The sequence below is a fragment of the Microbaculum mangrovi genome (genome assembly GCF_051390635.1).
GTDB lineage: Bacteria > Pseudomonadota > Alphaproteobacteria > Rhizobiales > Tepidamorphaceae > Microbaculum.
This window is the reverse complement of the sequence record NZ_JBPODT010000001.1, coordinates 483,166-502,982: the sequence shown is the minus strand read 5'-3', so window position 1 is coordinate 502,982 and position 19,817 is coordinate 483,166. Positions and strand designations below refer to the sequence as shown.

Genomic DNA, 19,817 nt, shown 5'->3' with positions numbered 1-19,817 from the left:
GTTCGCGGGCGTCAGCGGATGCCCTTTTCCTTCAGGATCGGCAGGACCGTGTCGCGGAAGTAGGGGAACTCCTCGACATAGTCGACGAAGGACAGGGTGGTGCCGCCGAAGCCCGCGTCGACGAGCTGCAGGATGCCGTTGGCGACCTGCTCCGGCGTGCCGATCAGCGGGAAGCCGCCGTGGCCCATCGCCATGCGGTCGCGGATCAGCGCCAGCAGATCGTGCGGGAAGGAGTGGGCGTGGGCGAACTGGAGGTTCACCAGGTTGTCGACGGCATCCCAGTCGGCGTTCTCGCGGGCGAAGTATTCGGCGTAGGTCTTCGCTTCTTCCTCGGTCGGGCGGCAGACGACGTGCGAGAAGGTCAGCACGTCGACCTCGCGCCCTTTTGCGTCCGCCTGGGTCTTGAGTTCGCCGATCTCCTCCTTCGAGCGGTCGAGATCGATCGCCGGCGTGAACAGGAAGTTGGCGTTCTCGGTGGCGAAGTCGCGGCCCTGCGGCGAGCCGGCGGCGTTGATGATCGGCGGGCGGCCGTCGACCGGGCGGGGATCGCCCTTGACGCCCTTGAGCTTGAAGTAGTCGCCGTTCCAGTCGAAGCGCTCGGTCGAGGTCCACAGCTTCTGGACGATGTCGAACCATTCCTGGGCATAGCCGTAACGGGTCTCGTGGTCGTCGGGCAGGGTGAGGCCGAGGGCGTCGTATTCCGGCTTGTTCCAGCCGGCGACGATGTTCAGGCCGGCGCGGCCGTGGCTGAGCTGGTCGATGGTGGCGATCTGCTTGGCGACGACGACGGGATTGTTGGCGGCGGTGTGGATGGTGGCGAAGACGGCGATGTTCTCGGTCTTGGCGAGCAGGCCGGCGGCCCAGGTCATGGTCTCGAGCACGCTGCCGTGGAAATCGGTCTCGCCGCCATAGCCGATCCAGCGGGCGATCGGCAGCATGAAGTCGATGCCGGCGTCGTCGAGCAGCTTGGCGAGCTTGATGTTGTTGTCGAAAGAATTGTCCCAGCGCTCCGGCACCTTGGTGACGCTCATGCCGCTCGAGCAGTTGGAGGAAAAGGTGCCGAGCTTGAAGCGTTTCTCGGCGAACATCGGATTGGTTCTGGTCGACATGGGTTTCCTCGATTTATTCAGTTTAATTTTCAAATAAAAAGTCTATTTAAAAATCGATTTGGTGACAAGCGTCCCGATCGCTATCGTCTTGCGACACGATCAGGGGAGGCGGCAGACCATGGCGCGCAAGCGCGAGACCTCAGGCAAACGCGAGATGACGGGCAAGCAGGCCGCGGCCGAGCAGGCGGGCTTCGACCGGCGCTGGCATCTCGCCGAGACGCCGGCCGAGGTGGATATGACCGAGCTCGAGTTCGCGGTGATGCGGACCTTCGAGTCCTTCGGGCGCTGGCAGTCGGAGTGCCTGGCCGGCTGCATCGATTTCGCCGCGAGCGGCCCAGAAAACGCGCTTCTGCATGTCATCCGCATGAACGACCGGCCGAAGAGCGTGAAGGAGCTGGCGCGGCTGATGAACCGCGACGACATCCCCAATATCCAGTACAGCCTGCGCAAGCTGATCGCCGCCGGCCTCGTCGAGCGATCCGGCACGGCGCGCACCGGGGTCAGCTATTCGGTGACGCCGCTCGGCCACGAGGTGACCGAGACGTTCGCCGAGATCCGCCGGGCGCTGCTGATCGCCGCGATCGAGAGCGTGCCCGGTTTCGCGGATCGGCTGGCGGATGCGACGCGGACCCTGAACCTGCTCACCGGCATCTACGAGGAGGTCTCGCGCGTCGCGGCCACGCACCGGCGGCCGCGCGACGGCTGGGCGACCTGACTCCGTAGCGACGTTCGCCACGGTTTCGCGTCATAAAGGTCATAAAACTGTCATCGGCTTCGGCGAGGACTCCGGAGCGTGGCCCCTTGAACCGACCCGCTGGTGACAGCCATCCGCGGCGGTGACCTGATAACCCGGACCTTTGAGATGATCGATCCTTTTCACGACTTTCCGCGCGACGTGGCTGCGCGTCTTGATGCCGTGTGCCGCTGGGACCGCGTCGAGGCCGACACGTTGGTGATCGACGCGGAGTGCGGGGCATTGCACGGGGTGTTTGTGCTGGCGGAAGGCGAGGTCGACGTGCATCGGCGCGACGGCTCGGGCGAGATCATCTCTCTGCGGCGCCTCGAAGCGGTCTCCTGCTTCGGCGAATTCGCGGCGCTTCACGGCGTGCCGGGGACGGCGAGCGTGCGCACGCTAACGCCCTGCGTGATCGCGGAGATCGATCGGGCGACGTTCGTCGCCTTGCTCAACGAATTTCCGATGCTGTCGATCAGGCTCCTGCGCCGGGCGGAGTCGCGCCTCAAATCCCTCGACGAGGACATGGTTTGCCTGCGGCTCGCCCGCAAACGGATCGACGAGGCCTATCGCAACGCCGTCTTGCGGACGTTGTGAACGCGAGGGGCGGCGGAAGGCCCGCCGCGACCCGGATAGGGGGCGCCGCCCGGTGCCGCAAACCGTTTGCGCCGCCTCAAATCGTTTGCGCCTGGCGGGCGACTCCGGTGAAAGTGCGCCCGAGCGTGAAGCGCGACGGAGAAACGGCGAAATGTCCTGGTTCAATCGATCTTTTGTTCGCCTGTCGTCCGTGGTGTCGTCCCTGGTGTCGTCATTGCTCCTGGCGGCATTCGCCGCCGCAGTCCTGACAGGGGGCACGGCGAGCGCGCAGGAGGCGACGTCGACCGGGCAGACCGTCTACGTGCCGGTCTATTCGGCGATCGGCTTCGTCTCGACCGAGCGGTTCGACGTCGCGGTGACACTGAGCTTCCGCAATCTCGATCAGGCGGCGCCGATCACGATCAGGTCGTCCGTCTACTACGACAGCGACGGCAAGCAGATCCGGGACCTGCTCGACGGCCCGACGACGCTGGGGCCGTTCGGCTCGGCGCAGATCCTGATCCGGCAGCAGGATTTCAGCGGCGACGTCGGCGCCAACGTCGTCGTCGAGTGGTCGTCCGAGACGGCGGTGACGCCGCCGCTGTTCGAGGCCGTCATGGTGGGCGCGCGCGGGACGCAGGCCTTCGCCTTCACCAGCCGCGGCGTGGTGCTGGACTAGGGCGGCATTCGTTTCGCCCCGCCCGCATGGCCGACGGCCTATGGCCGGGGGCCGGCGGTTGTCGTCATCGCGCCCTTGACCTTTTGCCTCGCAACCCCCTTATCTTGCCCATTGCCAGCTGGCCGGACGGCCGCTCCCGCAAGGGGGAGGAAAGTCCGGGCTCCATGGAGAAACGGTGCCGGGTAACGCCCGGCGGGGGCGACCCTAGGGAAAGTGCCACAGAGAGCAGACCGCCGCTGATCCGCCCGGAGACGGGCGAGCGGTAAGGGTGAAAGGGTGCGGTAAGAGCGCACCGCGCGGCCGGCAACGGAAGCGGCACGGCAAACCCCACCGGGAGCAAGACCGAATAGGGATGGCACGGCGCGTGTCTTCGGATACGGGCCAGGCGTTCTCCGCGCCGCCGTCCGGGTTGGTTGCACGAGGCGTCCGGCAACGGGCGTCCCAGATGAATGGTCGTCACACGGGCCCAGGTCCGTCGTACAGAACCCGGCTTACAGGCCAGCTGGCAAATTTCCCTTCTCCGGAGACGGTGCGTTTTCGGGCAGACCCTAATCGTTCAATCGGGCCGGGCCTGCGCTAGGCGGGTTCACAATAAAACCGTCGTACGTAATCCAGGCTCCGCCCGCGAAGGTAACGTACGCACCGATACCCATTATGATAACGATCCAATTGATCAAATTTCCGGTACGGATCTTATTGTGTCCGAAGAGCCATTGCGAAAGATACGTGCCGCCGGATACCAGACCGGCGAGCAAGGTGCCGCCGACAAAAAATGCTAGACCGTTGGCGAATTTCGGTATGTCGGTGGATCCGATTTGGGCAAGGTGACCTAAGAAGGCAAGTATTGCGACAGAGGCGCCGCCGTTGATGAGAACCATGCTCCGGTTCGCGTTCTGGCCGGCTACAATCACTGACCTGAACATCTCCAGAGATTGAGCATTCGCATGCTTCTGGTCTTCGACATGCTGCTGGAGGACAGCGTCATAACGTTTCAATTCGGTTGCGCTTGGTTCTGCATCGTCTGACCGCTCGATCTTGTTCAGATAGTCGATCAAATGATCGACCTCGATGGTAGGGTGGCCGCGGTCCTTGATTTGTTGAATTGTCTCCCGCATCGAGCGTGCAAATTCGCGGAGTGTCATGGCGGTCCCCAATGTGTAGAGGTTACGTCGCTCTCTTATAGATTGCGTTTGGCCGCATCGCACACTTTTTAAGTGGTATGGGGCGGGCGACATGCTCGTCTTTAATGCCCGGACGTGTTCCGGGCACCCATATCCCCAGCCGCCGCTCGCGTCGCACGGGCGGTGGCCATGGATCGCCGGAACGGGGCCGACAACGACAGCCGGAGTGAGAGGCGCGGTTTCCGCGTCGTTCCCCGGTTCCTGTTAGCCAAGAATTCCCTTCATATTCAATCGATTAATAAATTATCCGGCTGAATCAACCGGTTCTTAATGCGTGTCGGTAACACTCCGGCAAGGTTAACGATTCGATCGCCCTAGAACCGGGTTTGTGAATTGACCCCCATGTCTGCCCATGGTATCCCAAATCATCCCAAGCCAGTGGTTCGGGATACCCAGGCCGCAGGGGCGCGGCACGGCTCACGGAACAAGCTCCAGCAAGTCCGTCCGACTTGTGGCGTGGCGGCGCCGCGGGGTGGTTTTCCGGGAATGGCTGCGTCAGCCCCAGCAGCGGTTTCAGGCCCGGGTCGGTGCCCAATGTCGGGCGGGTCTTTTTTGCGTAAAGCCGGGAGGCGGGAAGCTCCATGGACCGGTTCGTGTCATCCTTCACGAACAGGATCGACTCCAAGGGGCGCGTCTCGGTTCCGGCAACCTTCCGGGCGACACTCGCGCGGGACGGTTTCGACGGTGTCTATGTCTATCCGGCTCTCGGATTGTCGGCGCTCGACGCCGGGGGGAGCCGGCTGGTGGAGGAGATCAACGGGCTGCTCGACAGCATGCCCCGGTACTCCGACGAGCACGATCTCCTGTCGACGTCTCTGTACGGCGACAGCGAGACCCTCAAGCTCGACGCGGAAGGCCGTATCGTTCTCTCCGAACGCCTCAAGGACTGGGCACAGATCGAAGACCGTGTCGCGTTCGTGGGGCTCGGGCACAAGTTCCAGCTCTGGGAGCCGGAACGCTTCGCCGCGCGCCAGGAAGAGGCCAGGTCCAAAGTGCGCGAGTTGAAGCAATTGCTGAGTGGCATGCCCCCGAGAGGCCCAATGTCGGGGAGCGGCCCGAGTGGAGTGACGGAATGATGGCGGGTCGCGGTGGACCTTCTGAGGATACCGCTGGCGGACCGGCCCGCCACATTCCGGTTCTCCTTTCCGATGTTCTCGATGTGATCGCCCCGAAGCCGGGCGGCATCTATATCGACGGTACCTTCGGCGCCGGCGGCTATACGCGCGGCATTCTCGACGCCGCCGACTGCCGCGTCATCGCCATCGACCGCGATCCGAGCGCCATCCGGGCCGGGCAGGCGATGGTGGCGGACTATCGCGGCCGGCTCGGCCTCGTCGAGGGGCGGTTCTCCGAGCTCGACCGGCTCGCGGCGGGCGCGGGCGTGGAGGCCGCGGACGGCGTCGCGCTCGACGTCGGCGTCTCCTCGATGCAGATCGACACGCCCGAGCGCGGCTTCTCGTTCATACAGGACGGTCCGCTCGACATGCGCATGGGCGGCGATGGCCCGAGCGCGGCGGATATCGTCAACACGATGGCGGAGGGCGATCTCGCCCGGCTGATCTTCACGCTCGGCGAGGAGCGCAAGTCTCGGGCGGTGGCGCGCGCCATCGGCCGGGCGCGGGCCGACACGCCGATCGCGACGACCGGCGAACTGGCCGAGATCGTCGCCCGCGCGGTGGGACCGTTGCGCGACGGCAAGCATCCGGCCACGCGCACCTTCCAGGCCCTGCGGATCCATGTGAACGGCGAACTCTCGGAACTGGCCGAAGGGCTTGCCGCCGCCGAGCGGATACTGAAGGAGGGCGGGCGCCTGGCGGTGGTCAGCTTCCATTCGCTGGAAGACCGCATCGTCAAGCGGTTCCTGGCCGAGCGCAGCCAGGTTCAGCGCGGCTCGCGGCACATGCCGGAGGTCCGCGCCGAGGCGCCGACGTTCAAGCTGATCACGCGCCACCCGGTGGGCGCGTCGGAAGAGGAGATCGCCGCCAATCCGCGGGCGCGGTCGGCGCGGTTGCGCGGGGCGGAACGTACCGGCGCGCCGGCGCGGCCGATCGATCCCGCCGCCCTCGGCGTGCCGCGCCTGGCGGACCCGTCCCGGGGCCAGGGACATGGAGGAAGGGCGTGATGACCCGGTTAGTCAGTCTGTTGGCCGTCCTGCTGATCGTCGCCGCCGCCGTCGGGCTCTATCGCTTCAAGGGCGAGTCCCAGCAGCTTGCCCGCCAGATTTCCGAGCTGCGCGCGGATATCGACGACGAGCGCGAGATGATCTCGGTGCTGCGGGCGGAGTGGAACTATCTCGACCAGCCGAGCCGGATCCAGGAGCTGTCGGACCGCTATCTCGACCTCAACCGGCTCGACGTCGAGCAGATCTCCATTGTCGAGCACCTGCCGATGCGGCCGCTCGATATCGATCCCTCGGGTGCCAACAACACGATCGGCGGTTTCGCCGGCGGTGACGACAGGACGGTCCAGTAATGCGTATGCCGCGTCTTTTCCGGTCCAGACCCGCGGAGCAGCGCTTCGAGGCGGCGAAGCCCGCCGGGCGCGACAGACAGGCGGGCGACAGGCAGATGCGCAACCGCCTGATGCTGGCGATGGTCGCGTTCTCCGCGATCTACCTGGTGATCGGCGGGCGGCTGATGATGCTGGCCACGATGACGCCGGAGTCGCGGGTGGTCTATCTCGATCCCGGCCAGCAGGTGAGCCACGCCCGCCCCGACATTCTCGACCGGGCCGGCAACGTTCTGGCGACCGACATCAACGTGCCGTCGGTCTATGCGGAACCGACGAAGATCATCGATGTCGACGAGACGATCGAGGACATCACCTCGGTGTTCCCGGAGCTCGACGCCGGCGACCTGCGCGCCAAGCTGACCAGCGGCAAGCAGTTCGTCTGGGTCAAGCGCGAGATCACCCCGACGCAGAAATCCAGCCTGTTCGGCCTCGGCATCGCCGGTGTCGGGTTCCTGGAGGAGAACAAGCGCGTCTATCCGGCCGGCGCCATCACCTCGCACGTGCTCGGATACGTCAACATCGACAACCAGGGCATCGCCGGCTTCGAGAAGTATCTCGATTCCAGCTGGCTCGGCGCGCTGCATGAGGCGGGGCTGGCCCGCAACGCCGCGCTGGAGCCGGTGAAGCTGACGATCGACCTGCGCGCCCAGCACGCCATGCGCGACGAACTGCTGGCGTCAATGGACAAGTTCAAGGCCACGGCGGCGGCCGGGGCGATCATGGACGTGCATACCGGCGAGCTGGTGGCGCTGGTGTCGCTGCCCGATTTCGATCCGGAGCGGCCGGCCGAGGCGCTGCAGCCCGACCGTATCAACCGCATGACGACCGGCGTCTACGAGCTGGGCTCGGCGTTCAAGGCGTTCACCACCGCGATGGCGCTCGATACCGGCCGGATCGGCGTCAACACGACCTTCGACGCGCGCTCCCCGATCCGGGTCGGCAGGAACACCATCGGCGACTACCACGCCCAGAACCGCATCATGACCGTGGAGGACATCTATATTCATTCCTCCAACATCGGCACGGCGCGGATGGCGCTCGCCGTCGGCGTGCCCGGCCACCAGGCATTCCTGAAGAAACTCGGCTTTTTCGAACGTCTGACCACCGAACTGCCCGAATCCGGCGCTCCCATCATCCCGCAACGCTGGAAAGAGGTGAACACCATGACGATCGCCTTCGGGCACGGCATGTCGATCGCGCCGCTGCAGGCGGTGGAGGCGGGCGCGGCGCTCGTCAACGGCGGACAGCTGATCCCGCCGACCTTCCTGCCGCGTTCGGCGGCGGACGCGCGCAAGCTGGCGCGCCGGGTGATCGAGCCGCAGACCAGCGACAAGATGCGCTACCTGATGCGCCTCAACGTGGTAGAAGGCACGGCGAAGAAGGCGGACGTGCCCGGCTATCACGTCGGCGGCAAGACCGGGACGGCGGAAAAGGTCGTCAACGGACGCTATTCGGGCAACAAGGTTTTGACGACTTTCCTCAGCACCTTCCCGACGACCGATCCGAAATACCTTGTCTTCGTCATGCTGGACGAACCGCAAGGCATCAAGGAAACCCACGGCTACCGTACCTCGGGCTGGAACGTCGCGCCGACGGCGCGAAACATCATCGCCCGGATCGCCCCCATCCTCGGCGTCGTCCCGGACATGGCGCCGGCCGACCCGAACGAACTGCTCAGCGTGTCCTATTGAGAAGACGCGCATCAACAATGAAAACGACTACGCACACGACTTCGCACATGACCAGAAACCGGCCGATTTCATGGAGCTTCATGCCCTTCTAGCCGACGTCGACAGTTACCCGGACGCCTGGCGCGCCATCGAGACAACCGGGCTCACCGCCGACAGCCGGACGGTGCGGCCCGGCTATGTGTTCGCGGCGCTTTCCGGCAGCCGGACGGATGGCGCGCGCTTCGCCCGCGACGCCGCGGGGGCCGGTGCCGTCGCGGTCGTGGCCGCGCGCGACGCCGTGCTCGACGTCGATATTCCCGTGATCCGGGCGGCCGATCCGCGCCGGGCGCTGGCGCTTGCCGCCGCGCGCCTGTCCGGCGCCCAGCCGGAGACGGTGGTCGCGGTGACCGGCACCAGCGGCAAGACCTCGGTCGCCTCGTTCACGCGGCAGATCTTCGCTGCCGCCGGCCGGCAGGCGGCGAGCCTGGGCACCATCGGCGTCGTCTCGCCGAAGAAGACCGAATACGGCTCGCTGACGACACCGGACCCGGTGGCGCTGCATGCGCTGCTGGCCGAGCTCGCGCGCGACGGCGTCACCCATCTGGCGCTCGAAGCCTCCAGCCACGGCCTCGATCAGCGCCGCCTCGACGGCGTGCGCTTCGCCGCCGGCGCCTTCACCAATCTCGGCCGCGACCACATGGACTATCACCCCACGGTCGAGGCGTATTTCGCCGCCAAGCTGCGGCTGTTCGACGAGCTGCTGCCGGCCGGCGCGGCGGCGGTGGTCGATGCAGACCGGCCGGAATCGGCGCGCGTCGTCGCGGTCGCCAGGCGGTGCGGGCTCGACGTGCTTGGCGTCGGCGCGGCGGGCGATGCGATCCGCTTGATCTCGGCGACGCCCGAGGGCTTCCGCCAGCGACTCAGGCTCGACGCGGGAAGCGGCGAGCGCGAGGTGCTGCTGCCCCTCGTCGGCGGCTTCCAGGTCTCCAACGCGCTCGTCTCGGCGGGACTGGCGATCGCGACCGGCACGCCGGCCGATACGGCGCTCGGGGCGCTGGAAACGCTGGAGGGCGCCAAGGGACGTCTCGAACTCGCCGGACAGACACGGGCCGGGGCGCTGATCTTCATCGACTACGCCCACAAGCCCGACGCCATCGTCAACGCGCTGCAGGCGTTACGGCCCTTTGCCACGGGCCGGCTCGCGATCGTCGTGGGCGCCGGCGGCGACCGCGACGTCGGCAAGAGGCCGCTGATGGGCCAGGCTTCGGTCGACAACGCGGACACGGTCTACGTCACCGACGACAATCCGCGCTCGGAAGACCCCGCGGCCATCCGTGCCGCCATCCTGGCGCAGGCACCGGGCGCAATCGAGATCGGCGACCGCCGCAAGGCCATCGAGACCGCCGTGCACGCGCTGGAGCCGGGCGACATCCTGCTTGTCGCCGGCAAGGGCCATGAGACCGGCCAGACAGTCGGATCGACGATCTTGCCGTTTTCCGATCACGAGGTGGTGGCGAGCGCGCTCGCCCGGGAGGCGGTGGCATGAGCGTTCTTTGGACCGCTGACGATTTTCTCGCGGGCACCGGCGGGCGGCCCGCTGATGGCAGCGCCGGCGCCGGTTTCGGTGCCGTCACCGGCATCTCCATCGACAGCCGCACGCTGGAGCCGGGCGATGCGTTCTTCGCCATTCTCGGCGACAGCCGCGACGGTCACGATTTCGTCGCCGGCGCGCTTGCGAAGGGCGCTGCCGTCGCGGTGATCGACGAGGCGCACGCGCCACGGTTCGATCCGGCGGCGGGACCGCTGGTGATCGTGCCGGACGTGCTCGAGGCGCTGCGCAGGCTTGGCCAGGCGGCGCGGGCGCGCTCCACCGCCCGAATCATCGCCATCACCGGCAGCGTCGGCAAGACCGGCACCAAGGAGGCGCTCAGGCTGGCGCTGTCGCGCTCGGGCCGCACCCACGCCTCGGCTGCCTCCTACAACAACCACTGGGGCGTGCCGCTGACGCTCGCGCGCATGCCGGCGGACACCGAATTCGGCGTCTTCGAACTGGGCATGAACGCACCCGGCGAGATCGCCGCGCTGGTGCGTCAGGTGCGCCCGCAGATCGCCATCGTCACCACCGTCGAGCCGGTGCATCTGGAGTTCTTCGGCGCGATCGAGAAGATCGCCGACGCCAAGGGCGAGATCGTCGAAGGCATCGAGCCGGACGGCTGCGTCCTGCTCAACGCCGACAATGCCCAGTTCGACCGGCTCGCCGGGAAGGCGCGGACAGCGGGCATCCGCATCGTGTCGTTCGGCGAGAAGGCCGGCTGCGACGTGCATCTGCAGCGCGTCGCGCTGCATGCCGAGTGCTCCTGCGTGTCCGCCAACGTCCTCGGGTCCGAGGTCACCTACAAGTTCGGCGCGCCGGGCCGGCATCTGGTCGGCAACAGCCTGGCGGTGCTCGGCGCGGTGAAGCTCGCCGGCGGCGACCTGGCGCTCGCCGCGCTGTCGCTCGCCGACATGCGGGCGCCGAAGGGACGGGGCGCGCGCTTCCAGCTTCATGACAAGGACGGCGATATCACCGTGATCGACGAAAGCTACAACGCCAATCCGGCCTCGATGCGGGCCGCGCTGGGGCTGCTGGCGCAGACCGAGCCGGGGTTCCGCGGCCGGCGCATCGCCGTTCTCGGCGACATGCTGGAGCTCGGAGAGGCGTCCGAAGCGCTGCATCGGGAGCTCGCCGGTCCGCTGGCAGATGCCTCGGTCGACCTCCTGTTCGCCTCCGGACCGCACATGAAGGCGTTGTACGAGGCGGTGCCGGACGTGCGGCACGGTCGCTACGCACGGGAATCGACGGGATTGGTCGCCGCGCTCACGGACGAGGTCCGGGCCGGCGACGTGGTGATGGTGAAGGGGTCCTTGGGCAGCCGGATGGGACCGGTGGTCGAAGCCCTGCGCGAGCATTTCGCGCCCGCCGAAGCGGCGGACGCGTGACGCGCACGAGGGGGACGGACTGACAGATGTTCGAGCTTCTGGCCAACTACGGCGACACGGTGCCGCTGTTCAACGTTTTCCGCTACATCACGTTCCGCACCGGGGCGGCGATGATGACGGCGCTGATCTTCGTGTTCCTGTTCGGGCCGGCGATCATCCGCTCCCTGCGCGTGCGCCAGGGGCGGGGACAGCCGATCCGCGAGGACGGGCCGCAATCGCACCTGATCGCCAAGCAGGGCACGCCGACCATGGGCGGCCTGATGATCATGACCGGGTTCCTGGTGGCGACGCTCTTGTGGGGCAGCCTCACCAACCCCTATGTCTGGACGGTGCTGTTCGTCACCGTCTGCTTCGGCCTGATCGGGCTCTACGACGACTATCTCAAGGTGACGCGGTCGTCTGCCTCCGGCTTTGGCGGACGGCAGCGGCTGGCGCTCGAATTCATCATCGCGGGACTGGCCGTCTACGCGGTGTCGCGCATCGGCGCGCAGCCGTTCTCGACCTCGCTCGCCTTCCCGTTCTTCAAGGACTTCGTCATCAATCTCGGCTGGTTCTTCGTTCCCTTCGGCGCCTTCATCATCGTCGGCGCCGGCAATGCGGTGAACCTGACCGACGGCCTCGACGGGCTTGCCATCGTGCCGGTGATGATCGCCGCGGGCACCTTCGGCGTCTTCTCGTATCTCATTGGTAACGCGGTCTTTTCCGACTACCTGCAGATTCATTTCGTGCCCGGCACCGGCGAACTGGCGGTGCTGTGCGGCGCGCTGATCGGCGCGGGGCTCGGGTTCCTTTGGTTCAACGCGCCGCCGGCCTCGATCTTCATGGGCGACACCGGATCGCTGGCGCTCGGCGGCATGCTCGGATCGGTTTCGGTCGCCATCAAGCACGAGATCGTGCTGGCGATCGTCGGCGGCCTGTTCGTGCTCGAGGCCGTGTCGGTCATCGTCCAGGTGGTGTCGTTCAAGCTCACCGGGCGGCGGGTCTTCCGCATGGCGCCGATCCATCACCATTTCGAACAGCTCGGCTGGAAGGAGCCGCAGGTCGTCGTGCGCTTCTGGATCATCGCCTTCGTGCTGGCCCTGATCGGGCTGTCGACGCTCAAGCTGAGGTAGGAGGCATGATTCCGGTCACCACATTCGAGGGTCGCAGCGTCGCCGTCTTCGGACTGGCGCGGTCGGGTCTCGACGCCGTGCGCGCGCTGATGGCGGGCGGGGCGCGGGTGGCGGCGTGGGACGATGCCGCGCCGCGCGTCGACCAGGCGCGCGAGCAGGGGTTCCCGGTGCGCGACCTCCGGGAGATGGACTGGCGCGGCTTCGATGCGCTGGTGCTGTCGCCCGGCGTGCCGCTGACCCATCCGGTTCCCCACTGGACGGTGGAGAAGGCCAGGGCGGCCGGCGTCGAGATCATCGGCGACACCGAGCTTTTCTTCCGCGAGCGGGCCGCCCGCGATCCGGCGTCCGCGGTCGTCGCGATCACCGGCACCAACGGCAAGTCGACGACGACGGCGCTGGTCGGACACCTGATTGGCAGCGCCGGGCGCGCGGTCTCGGTCGGCGGCAATATCGGCACCGCCGTGCTCGGGCTCGAGCCGTTCGGTGACGATCGCGCCTATGTGCTGGAACTGTCGTCCTATCAGATCGACCTGACGCCGACGCTGGCGCCGACCGTCGGCATCCTCCTGAACGTCACGCCCGACCATCTCGACCGGCACGGCACACTCGAACACTACGCCGCCGTGAAGGCGCGGATCGCCGAGAAGGCGGAGACGGTCGTCATCGCGGTCGACGACGACTGGACGCGCGGCATCGCCGATGCGGCGGACGCCAACGGCGACCGGGTGGTCCGGGTCTCTGCGCGCGAGAAGCTGGGCGTCGGCGTCTTCGTGCGCGGCACGACGATCCTGTCGGCCTCGGGCAGCGCCGAAACCGCGATCGCCGATCTTTCGGGCATCGGCGCGCTGCGCGGCGAGCACAACGCGCAGAACGCTGTCGCCGCCGTCGCCGCCGCGCTCGCCGTCGGGCTCGACCCGGCGCAGATCGGAGAGGGGCTCGAAAGCTTCCCCGGCCTCGTCCACCGCATGGAGGAGATCGGCCGGCGCGGCAAGGTGCTGTTCGTCAACGATTCCAAGGCGACCAACGCGGATGCCGCCGCGCGGGCGCTGGCAAGCTTCGAGTCTATCTACTGGATCGCCGGCGGACGGGCGAAATCCGGCGGCATCGCGCCGCTGAAGGAGCTGTTTCCACGGGTTAAGCGCGCGTTCCTGATCGGGGAAGCCGCCGAAGACTTCGCCGTGACGCTCGGCAACCAGGTGCCGCACGAGCTGAGCGGCGATCTTGCGACCGCCGTCGCCGCCGCCGCCGAGGCCGCCGCGAACGATACGTCCAATGCCGCCGAGCCCGTGGTGCTGCTCGCGCCGGCCTGTGCCTCGTTCGACCAGTTCGCCGACTTCGAGGCGCGCGGCGATGCGTTCCGCAGGCTCGTCGCCGGGCTCGACGGGGTGACGCTGAAATCAAGGGAGGCCGCCTGATGTTCTCGCGTACCGACGAGCGCCTGATCGCGCGCTGGTGGTGGACCGTCGACCGGGTGCTGCTTGGCGCGATCCTGGCGCTGATCCTCGGCGGCCTCGTGCTGTCCCTGGCGGCGAGCCCGCCCGTCGCCCAGCGGCTGGGCCTCGACTATTTCCACTTCGTCAAGCGCCACGCCATGTTCGTGGTGCCGGCGATCGCGGTGATGATCGGCGTGTCGATGATGAGCCCGCGCCGGATCCGGCGCTCGGCACTCGTCGTCTTCGCGGTCGGTATCGTCCTGATGGCGCTGACGCTGTGGATCGGGCCGGAGGTGAAGGGCGCGCGGCGCTGGATCTCGATCGGCGGCATCGCCCTGCAACCGTCCGAATTCGTCAAGCCGGCCTTCGTCGTGCTGGTCGCCTGGGCGTTCTCCGAGCGGATGAAACGACCCGACATGCCCGGCAACCTGATGGCCATCCTGCTGCTCTCCGCCTTCGTCGGCCTGCTGGTGCCGCAGCCCGACTTCGGCCAGACCATGCTCGCGGTGCTGGTCTGGGGCGCGCTGTTCTTCGCCGCCGGCATGTCGTGGCTGTGGATCGTGACGCTGGGCGGCCTCGGCGTCGGCGGCCTCGTCACCGCCTATACCTTCGTGCCGCACGTGCGCGGGCGCATCGACCGGTTCCTCGATCCCGAATCCGGCGACACCTTCCAGATCGACACGGCGATCGAGTCCTTCGTGCGCGGCGGCTGGCTCGGGCGCGGGCCGGGCGAGGGCACGGTGAAGCAGAGCCTGCCGGACTCCCATACCGACTTCATCTTTGCGGTGACGGCGGAGGAATTCGGCATCCTCGTCTGCCTGATCATCGTCGCCGCCTTCGCCTTCATCGTGCTGCGCGGACTGACGCAGGCGCTCAAGGAGAGCGATCCGTTCGTGAAGCTCGCGGTCACCGGCCTGATCGTGCTGTTCGGGCTGCAGTCGGTGATCAACATGGCGGTCAACCTGCAACTGATGCCGGCCAAGGGAATGACGCTGCCGTTCGTCTCCTATGGCGGCTCCTCGATCCTGTCGCTGGCCTACGGCATGGGCATGGTGCTCGGCCTGACCCGCCGGCGGCCGCAGACCGAACCGGTGCTCTACGACCTGCCCGCGCCGCATCAGCGGCATCCCGGGATGCACGCGGGGGCGCGGCCGGCATGAGTGGCGAAAAGGGCCTGATCCTGCTCTCGGCCGGCGGCACCGGCGGCCACCTGTTCCCGGCGCAGGCGCTGGCGGAAGTGCTGATTTCGCGCGGCTGGCGGGTCGATCTCGTCACCGACGAGCGCGGCGACCGCTACGGCGGCAAGTTCCCGGCGCAGAAAATGCACATCATCCCCGCCACCACGGTGCGCGGCGGCAATATCCTGACCTACGCGAAGACGGCATTCGTGCTCGGCATCGGCGTGATGCGGGCGTGGTTCCTGATCAGCAGGCTCAAGCCCCGCGTCGTCGTCGGCTTCGGCGGCTACCCGACCGTGAGCCCGGTGATCGCCGCGTCGCTGCGCGGGGTGCGGACCATCATCCACGACCAGAACGCGGTGATGGGCCGGGCCAACCGGATGCTCGCCGACCGGGTCGACGCTGTCGCGACCAGCTTCCCGAAGGTGCACATGCTGGGCGAGAAGAACGCCCACAAGGCGGTCCGCACCGGCGCGCCGGTGCGCGCGGCCGTGGTCGAGGCGGCGACGCCCTACGATCCGCCCGAGGCGGGCGGCGAGTTCCGCCTGCTCGTGTTCGGCGGCAGCCAGGGCGCGCGCATCTTCTCCGACGTGGTGCCCGGCGCCATCGCCCGCCTCGACGAGGCGCACCGCAGCCGGCTCAGGCTGGTTCAGCAGTGCCGCGAGGAGGACATGGAGCGGGTGCGCTTCGGCTACGAGGCGATCGGCGTGACCGCGGAACTGGCGCCGTTCTTTCCCGATCTGCCCAGGCGCATCGCCGATGCCCATCTCGTCGTGTCGCGCTCCGGCGCCAGCACGGTGGCCGAGCTCGCCGTCATCGGCCGGCCGGGCATGCTGGTGCCGCTGCCGCACGCCATCGACAACGACCAGCTTCTCAACGCCACCGCGCTGGCGCAGGCCAAGGGCGGCTGGCTGATGCCGCAGCCGGCGTTCACGCCGCACCGGTTCGCCGAGGAGCTGACGAGCCGCATGGACCATCCGGAGATGCTCGCCGTCGCCGCCGACGCCGCCAGGAAGGTCGGCAATCCGCACGCCGCCGACACGCTGGCCGACGTCGTCGAGGCGCTGGCGGAGGGCCGGGCGGTCCCGCCGGAGCTCAAGGGAGCGACCGCATGAGACCGCCGCGCGAGACCGGCCCCATCCATTTCGTCGGCATCGGCGGCATCGGCATGAGCGGCATCGCCGAGCTGCTGGCCGATCTCGGCTACACGGTGCAGGGCAGTGACCAGGCCGAGTCCGCCAATGTCGAACGGCTGCGGTCCAGGGGCGTCACCGTCACGGTCGGCCATGCGGCCGAGAACGTTGGCCCGGCGGCGGTCGTGGTGATCTCGACGGCGGTGAAGCCGGACAATCCGGAGCTGGTCGCGGCGCGGGCGCGGCACATCCCGGTGATCCGCCGCGCCGAGATGCTGGCCGAGCTGATGCGCGGCAAACGCGGTATCTCGCTTGCCGGCACGCACGGCAAGACCACGACGACGACGATCATGGCGACGCTGCTCGAGGGCGCCGGCTACGATCCGACCGTCGTCAACGGCGGCATCATCAACGCCTGGGGCACCAACGCCAGGCTGGGCCAGAGCGACTGGTTCATCATCGAGGCGGACGAGTCCGACGGGACGTTTCTGAAGTACCCGAACGAGATCGCGCTCGTCTCCAATATCGACGCCGAGCACCTGGACCACTGGCACAGCTTCGACGCGCTGAAGCAGGGCTTCCGCGACTTCGTGATGAACCTGCCGTTCTACGGCTTTGCGGCACTGTGCATCGACCACCCGACCGTGCGCGCGGTCGCCGGCGGCATCACCGACCGCACCGTCGTCACCTATGGCGAGAGCGCGGACGCCGACGCGCGGCTGGTCGATTTCAGCCATGACAGCGGCGGGACGCGGTTCTCGGTGGAGATAACGGACCGCGTCTCCGGCGCGATCGACCGGATCAGCGATATCCGCCTGCCGATGCCCGGCCATCACAATGCGCTCAACGCCACCGGGGCCATCGCCATCGCGCGGCGCATCGGCATCGCCGGCGAGGCGATCGTCGCGGCGCTCGCCGGCTTCGAGGGCGTGAAGCGCCGCTTCACCTTCACCGGCGAGTGGAACGGCGTGCGCATCTACGACGACTACGGCCATCATCCCGTCGAGATCGCGGCGGTGCTGAAGGCCGCGCGCGGGGCCGTCGAGGACTCGACCGGGCCAGAATCCAAAAAACCTGGCCGCGTCATCGCGATCATGCAGCCGCACCGCTACACGCGGCTGTCCGACCTGTTCGACCAGTTCGCCGGCTGCTTCGGCGAGGCCGACACCCTCTATGTCGCCGACGTCTACGCCGCCGGCGAGGACCCGATCGAAGGCGCGGACCGCGATGCGCTGGTCGCCGCGATCCGGGCGCGCGGCCACACCGACGCGCGGGCACTCGCCGGGCCGGACGTGCTGGCGGCGGAGATCGCGGCGATCGCCCGGCCGGGCGACCTGGTGATCTTCCTCGGCGCCGGCTCGATCACCCAGTGGGCGCATGCGCTGCCGCAGCAACTCAAGACCAATCCCGAAGGAGTTTCCGCATGAGTTTCGCGGACATCACGGCCGACCTGCGCGCCCGTCTGCCGGAGCTGCGCGGCCGGCTGACCGCCAATGCGGAGCTCGCGCCGATCACATGGTTCCGCGTCGGCGGGCCGGCGCAGGTGCTGTTCACGCCCGAGGACGAGGCCGATCTCGCCTATTTCCTGAAGCACGTCGATCCCGACCTGCCGGTCACGGTGATCGGGCTGTGCTCCAACATGATCGTGCGCGACGGCGGCGTGCCGGGCGTCGTCATCCGGCTCGGCCGGGGCTTTTCCCGCATCACCGTCGAGGACGGGTTCCGCGTGCGGGCGGGGACCGCGGTTCCGGACGTGAAGGTCGCCCGCGCGGCTGCCGACGCCGGCATTGCCGGCCTCGCCTTTTTCCGGGGCATCCCGGGCTCGATCGGCGGCGCGTTGCGGATGAACGGCGGTGCCTATGGCGGCGAGACCGTCGACGTGCTGATCGAGGTCCGCGCCGTCGACAGGCAGGGCACCATCCATGTGGTGCCGGCCAGGGATCTGGGCATGACCTACCGCCATTCCGGCGCGCCCGGAAACTGGATTTTCACCGAAGCCCTGTTCCAAGGCCGCGACGGCGATCCCGAGGAGATCGCCGCCGAGATGGACTCGATCACCGAGCGGCGCGAGGCCTCGCAGCCGATCAAGAGCCGCACCGGCGGCTCGACCTTCAAGAACCCGCCGGGCGGAAAGTCGTGGGAACTGATCGACGCGGCCGGCTGCCGCGGCCTCACGGTCGGCGGCGCGCAGGTCTCGGAGAAGCACTGCAACTTCCTGATCAACACGGGCGACGCCACCGCCGCCGACATCGAGACGCTCGGCGAGACAGTGCGCGCGCGGGTCAAGGAAACGAGCGGCGTCGAGCTCCAGTGGGAAATCAAGCGGATCGGAGTGCCGGCGTGATGCAGCAACGTGCCGTTTCACGGACCGCGTGTTGCGGACAAATGCAGCGAACGCCCGTGAGCGGAATGCGATCCGGAACCCAGCGTGACGATCTGCCGAAGGCACGTTTTTCCCGAACGTTGCCGCAGGCGGCGACGTCCGATTGGGGCCCGGATCTAGTCCGGGGCACGAGGCCGAATACAGCGGTGGTCCTGGTGGTAGGAAACAACCGGACTTCGACGAACCGGCACAGGGGAAATCGAGTATGACCAAGCATGTCGCGGTTCTGTTGGGGGGATGGTCGGCGGAGCGCGAGGTCAGCCTCGCCTCGGGCAAGGCGTGCGGCGCGGCCCTCGAAGGCGAAGGCTACAAGGTCACCTATATCGACGTGGACCGCGATCTCGCGATCCGGCTCGCCGAGGTGAAGCCGGACGTCGTCTTCAACGCCCTGCACGGGCCCTACGGCGAGGACGGCACGGTGCAGGGGATGCTCGAGATCATGGGGCTCCCCTATACCCATTCCGGCGTGCTCGCCTCGGCCCTTGCCATGCACAAGGCGCACTCGCGCACGATCTTCAAGGCCGCCGGCATTCCGATCGCCGACGGCAAGGTGGTGCACCGGCTGACGGCGGCCGAATCACATGTGTTCCCGCCGCCCTACGTGCTGAAACCGGAGGCCGAGGGCTCCAGCGTCGGCGTTTTCATCGTCCGCGAGGACCAGGCGCACCCGCCGCAGGAACTTTTTTCTTCCGACTGGAAATACGGCGACCACGTGCTCGCCGAACGCTACGTCGCGGGCAAGGAATTAACCTGCGCCGTCATGGGGAACGTGGCCCTCGGCGTCATCGACGTGGTGCCCACCCAGGGCTTCTACGACTACGCCGCGAAGTACGTTCCGGGCGGGTCGAAACATGTGCTGCCGGCCGAAATTAAACCGAATGTTTACCAAGAAGTGCAGAAGCTGGCGTTGAAGGCGCATAGGGCGCTCGGCTGTCGCGGCGTGAGCCGGGCGGACTTTCGCTACGACGACCGGGCCGAGGGTACGACGGGCCTCGTGTGTCTCGAGGTCAACACCCAGCCGGGCATGACCGAGACGTCCCTTGTGCCTGAAATGGCGGCCCATGCGGGCCACTCTTTTGGAGATCTCGTGCGTTGGATGGTGGAGGACGCATCGTGCAATCGCTAGGCGACAGCCTGCGA

The 19,817-nt window shown here is 67.6% G+C and carries 18 protein-coding genes and 1 other RNA gene; 17 read left to right on the top strand and 2 right to left on the bottom strand.

The window, feature by feature from the left end:
* Positions 1–11: 11 nt before the first annotated feature.
* On the bottom strand, positions 12–1,109 hold the full coding sequence (locus ACSF9G_RS02390; RefSeq protein ID WP_436637916.1) for an LLM class flavin-dependent oxidoreductase: 1,098 nt from the start codon (positions 1,107–1,109) through the stop codon (positions 12–14).
* Between the two features lie 118 nt (positions 1,110–1,227).
* Between ACSF9G_RS02390 and ACSF9G_RS02385 the strand changes: the two genes are divergently transcribed.
* The 4 genes from ACSF9G_RS02385 to rnpB all read left to right on the top strand — a co-directional run bounded on the left by ACSF9G_RS02385 (position 1,228) and on the right by rnpB (position 3,607).
* Positions 1,228–1,824 carry a winged helix DNA-binding protein gene (locus ACSF9G_RS02385; protein ID WP_436637914.1) on the top strand — a complete coding sequence of 199 codons (597 nt, stop codon included), beginning with the start codon at positions 1,228–1,230 and terminating at the stop codon, positions 1,822–1,824.
* A 147-nt stretch (positions 1,825–1,971) separates the two neighbouring features.
* Entirely contained in the window at positions 1,972–2,439 is a 468-nt protein-coding gene (locus ACSF9G_RS02380; RefSeq protein ID WP_436637912.1) for a Crp/Fnr family transcriptional regulator, read from the top strand.
* A gap of 151 nt (positions 2,440–2,590) precedes the next feature.
* Positions 2,591–3,097, top strand: a complete 507-nt coding sequence (locus ACSF9G_RS02375; RefSeq protein ID WP_436637910.1) for a DUF3124 domain-containing protein — start codon at positions 2,591–2,593, stop codon at positions 3,095–3,097.
* Positions 3,098–3,211: 114 nt separating this feature from the next.
* Positions 3,212–3,607, top strand: an RNA gene (gene rnpB / locus ACSF9G_RS02370) — RNase P RNA component class A.
* 38 nt (positions 3,608–3,645) lie between these two features.
* Here the strand turns inward: rnpB and ACSF9G_RS02365 are convergent.
* Positions 3,646–4,239 carry a hypothetical protein gene (locus ACSF9G_RS02365; protein WP_436637908.1) on the bottom strand — a complete coding sequence of 198 codons (594 nt, stop codon included), beginning with the start codon at positions 4,237–4,239 and terminating at the stop codon, positions 3,646–3,648.
* A gap of 620 nt (positions 4,240–4,859) precedes the next feature.
* On the opposite strand from ACSF9G_RS02365, the gene mraZ reads away from it, so the two are divergent.
* From mraZ to ACSF9G_RS02300, 13 genes are all read left to right on the top strand, one after another.
* Positions 4,860–5,354, top strand: a complete 495-nt coding sequence (gene mraZ, locus ACSF9G_RS02360; RefSeq protein WP_436637906.1) for a division/cell wall cluster transcriptional repressor MraZ — start codon at positions 4,860–4,862, stop codon at positions 5,352–5,354.
* A complete protein-coding gene (rsmH, locus tag ACSF9G_RS02355; RefSeq protein WP_436637904.1) occupies positions 5,351–6,400 on the top strand; it encodes a 16S rRNA (cytosine(1402)-N(4))-methyltransferase RsmH in 1,050 nt (349 codons plus the stop codon). The genes mraZ and rsmH overlap by 4 nt, the downstream gene beginning before the upstream one ends.
* Positions 6,400–6,750 carry a cell division protein FtsL gene (ftsL, locus tag ACSF9G_RS02350; protein ID WP_436637902.1) on the top strand — a complete coding sequence of 117 codons (351 nt, stop codon included), beginning with the start codon at positions 6,400–6,402 and terminating at the stop codon, positions 6,748–6,750. The genes rsmH and ftsL overlap by 1 nt, the downstream gene beginning before the upstream one ends.
* Entirely contained in the window at positions 6,750–8,480 is a 1,731-nt protein-coding gene (locus tag ACSF9G_RS02345; RefSeq protein ID WP_436637900.1) for a peptidoglycan D,D-transpeptidase FtsI family protein, read from the top strand. The genes ftsL and ACSF9G_RS02345 overlap by 1 nt, the downstream gene beginning before the upstream one ends.
* A 70-nt stretch (positions 8,481–8,550) precedes the next feature.
* Complete coding sequence (locus tag ACSF9G_RS02340) at positions 8,551–10,005, top strand: UDP-N-acetylmuramoyl-L-alanyl-D-glutamate--2,6-diaminopimelate ligase (protein WP_436637898.1); 1,455 nt, start codon at positions 8,551–8,553, stop codon at positions 10,003–10,005.
* On the top strand, positions 10,002–11,438 hold the full coding sequence (locus ACSF9G_RS02335; protein ID WP_436637896.1) for a UDP-N-acetylmuramoylalanyl-D-glutamyl-2,6-diaminopimelate--D-alanyl-D-alanine ligase: 1,437 nt from the start codon (positions 10,002–10,004) through the stop codon (positions 11,436–11,438). Before ACSF9G_RS02340 ends, ACSF9G_RS02335 begins: the two co-directional genes overlap by 4 nt.
* Before the next feature lie 26 nt (positions 11,439–11,464).
* A complete protein-coding gene (gene mraY, locus ACSF9G_RS02330) occupies positions 11,465–12,550 on the top strand; it encodes a phospho-N-acetylmuramoyl-pentapeptide-transferase (protein ID WP_436637894.1) in 1,086 nt (361 codons plus the stop codon).
* 5 nt (positions 12,551–12,555) lie between these two features.
* Positions 12,556–13,965: a UDP-N-acetylmuramoyl-L-alanine--D-glutamate ligase gene (murD, locus tag ACSF9G_RS02325; protein WP_436637892.1), complete on the top strand. Its 1,410-nt coding sequence runs from the start codon at positions 12,556–12,558 to the stop codon at positions 13,963–13,965.
* Entirely contained in the window at positions 13,965–15,143 is a 1,179-nt protein-coding gene (gene ftsW, locus ACSF9G_RS02320; RefSeq protein ID WP_436637890.1) for a putative lipid II flippase FtsW, read from the top strand. The genes murD and ftsW overlap by 1 nt, the downstream gene beginning before the upstream one ends.
* Complete coding sequence (gene murG / locus ACSF9G_RS02315; RefSeq protein ID WP_436637889.1) at positions 15,140–16,276, top strand: undecaprenyldiphospho-muramoylpentapeptide beta-N-acetylglucosaminyltransferase; 1,137 nt, start codon at positions 15,140–15,142, stop codon at positions 16,274–16,276. The genes ftsW and murG overlap by 4 nt, the downstream gene beginning before the upstream one ends.
* Positions 16,273–17,721, top strand: a complete 1,449-nt coding sequence (gene murC / locus ACSF9G_RS02310; protein ID WP_436637887.1) for a UDP-N-acetylmuramate--L-alanine ligase — start codon at positions 16,273–16,275, stop codon at positions 17,719–17,721. Before murG ends, murC begins: the two co-directional genes overlap by 4 nt.
* Entirely contained in the window at positions 17,718–18,638 is a 921-nt protein-coding gene (gene murB / locus ACSF9G_RS02305; RefSeq protein WP_436637885.1) for a UDP-N-acetylmuramate dehydrogenase, read from the top strand. The genes murC and murB overlap by 4 nt, the downstream gene beginning before the upstream one ends.
* Before the next feature lie 244 nt (positions 18,639–18,882).
* Positions 18,883–19,803, top strand: coding sequence for a D-alanine--D-alanine ligase (locus tag ACSF9G_RS02300; RefSeq protein ID WP_436637883.1), 921 nt, complete (start codon positions 18,883–18,885; stop codon positions 19,801–19,803).
* The last annotated feature ends 14 nt before the right edge of the window (positions 19,804–19,817 follow it).

Bases quoted from the DNA above. Each gene is read 5' to 3' on its own strand.
- ftsW (WP_436637890.1), top strand. From the start codon at position 13,965: ATGTTCTCGCGTACCGACGAGCGCCTGATCGCGCGCTGGTGGTGGACC.
- ACSF9G_RS02380 (WP_436637912.1), top strand. From the start codon at position 1,972: ATGATCGATCCTTTTCACGACTTTCCGCGCGACGTGGCTGCGCGTCTT.
- murD (WP_436637892.1), top strand. From the start codon at position 12,556: ATGATTCCGGTCACCACATTCGAGGGTCGCAGCGTCGCCGTCTTCGGA.
- ACSF9G_RS02345 (WP_436637900.1), top strand. From the start codon at position 6,750: ATGCGTATGCCGCGTCTTTTCCGGTCCAGACCCGCGGAGCAGCGCTTC.
- murB (WP_436637885.1), top strand. From the start codon at position 17,718: ATGAGTTTCGCGGACATCACGGCCGACCTGCGCGCCCGTCTGCCGGAG.
- rsmH (WP_436637904.1), top strand. From the start codon at position 5,351: ATGATGGCGGGTCGCGGTGGACCTTCTGAGGATACCGCTGGCGGACCG.
- murG (WP_436637889.1), top strand. From the start codon at position 15,140: ATGAGTGGCGAAAAGGGCCTGATCCTGCTCTCGGCCGGCGGCACCGGC.
- ACSF9G_RS02375 (WP_436637910.1), top strand. From the start codon at position 2,591: ATGTCCTGGTTCAATCGATCTTTTGTTCGCCTGTCGTCCGTGGTGTCG.
- ftsL (WP_436637902.1), top strand. From the start codon at position 6,400: ATGACCCGGTTAGTCAGTCTGTTGGCCGTCCTGCTGATCGTCGCCGCC.
- ACSF9G_RS02335 (WP_436637896.1), top strand. From the start codon at position 10,002: ATGAGCGTTCTTTGGACCGCTGACGATTTTCTCGCGGGCACCGGCGGG.
- murC (WP_436637887.1), top strand. From the start codon at position 16,273: ATGAGACCGCCGCGCGAGACCGGCCCCATCCATTTCGTCGGCATCGGC.
- ACSF9G_RS02340 (WP_436637898.1), top strand. From the start codon at position 8,551: ATGGAGCTTCATGCCCTTCTAGCCGACGTCGACAGTTACCCGGACGCC.
- mraZ (WP_436637906.1), top strand. From the start codon at position 4,860: ATGGACCGGTTCGTGTCATCCTTCACGAACAGGATCGACTCCAAGGGG.
- mraY (WP_436637894.1), top strand. From the start codon at position 11,465: ATGTTCGAGCTTCTGGCCAACTACGGCGACACGGTGCCGCTGTTCAAC.
- ACSF9G_RS02300 (WP_436637883.1), top strand. From the start codon at position 18,883: ATGACCAAGCATGTCGCGGTTCTGTTGGGGGGATGGTCGGCGGAGCGC.
- ACSF9G_RS02385 (WP_436637914.1), top strand. From the start codon at position 1,228: ATGGCGCGCAAGCGCGAGACCTCAGGCAAACGCGAGATGACGGGCAAG.
- ACSF9G_RS02365 (WP_436637908.1), bottom strand. From the start codon at position 4,239: ATGACACTCCGCGAATTTGCACGCTCGATGCGGGAGACAATTCAACAA.
- ACSF9G_RS02390 (WP_436637916.1), bottom strand. From the start codon at position 1,109: ATGTCGACCAGAACCAATCCGATGTTCGCCGAGAAACGCTTCAAGCTC.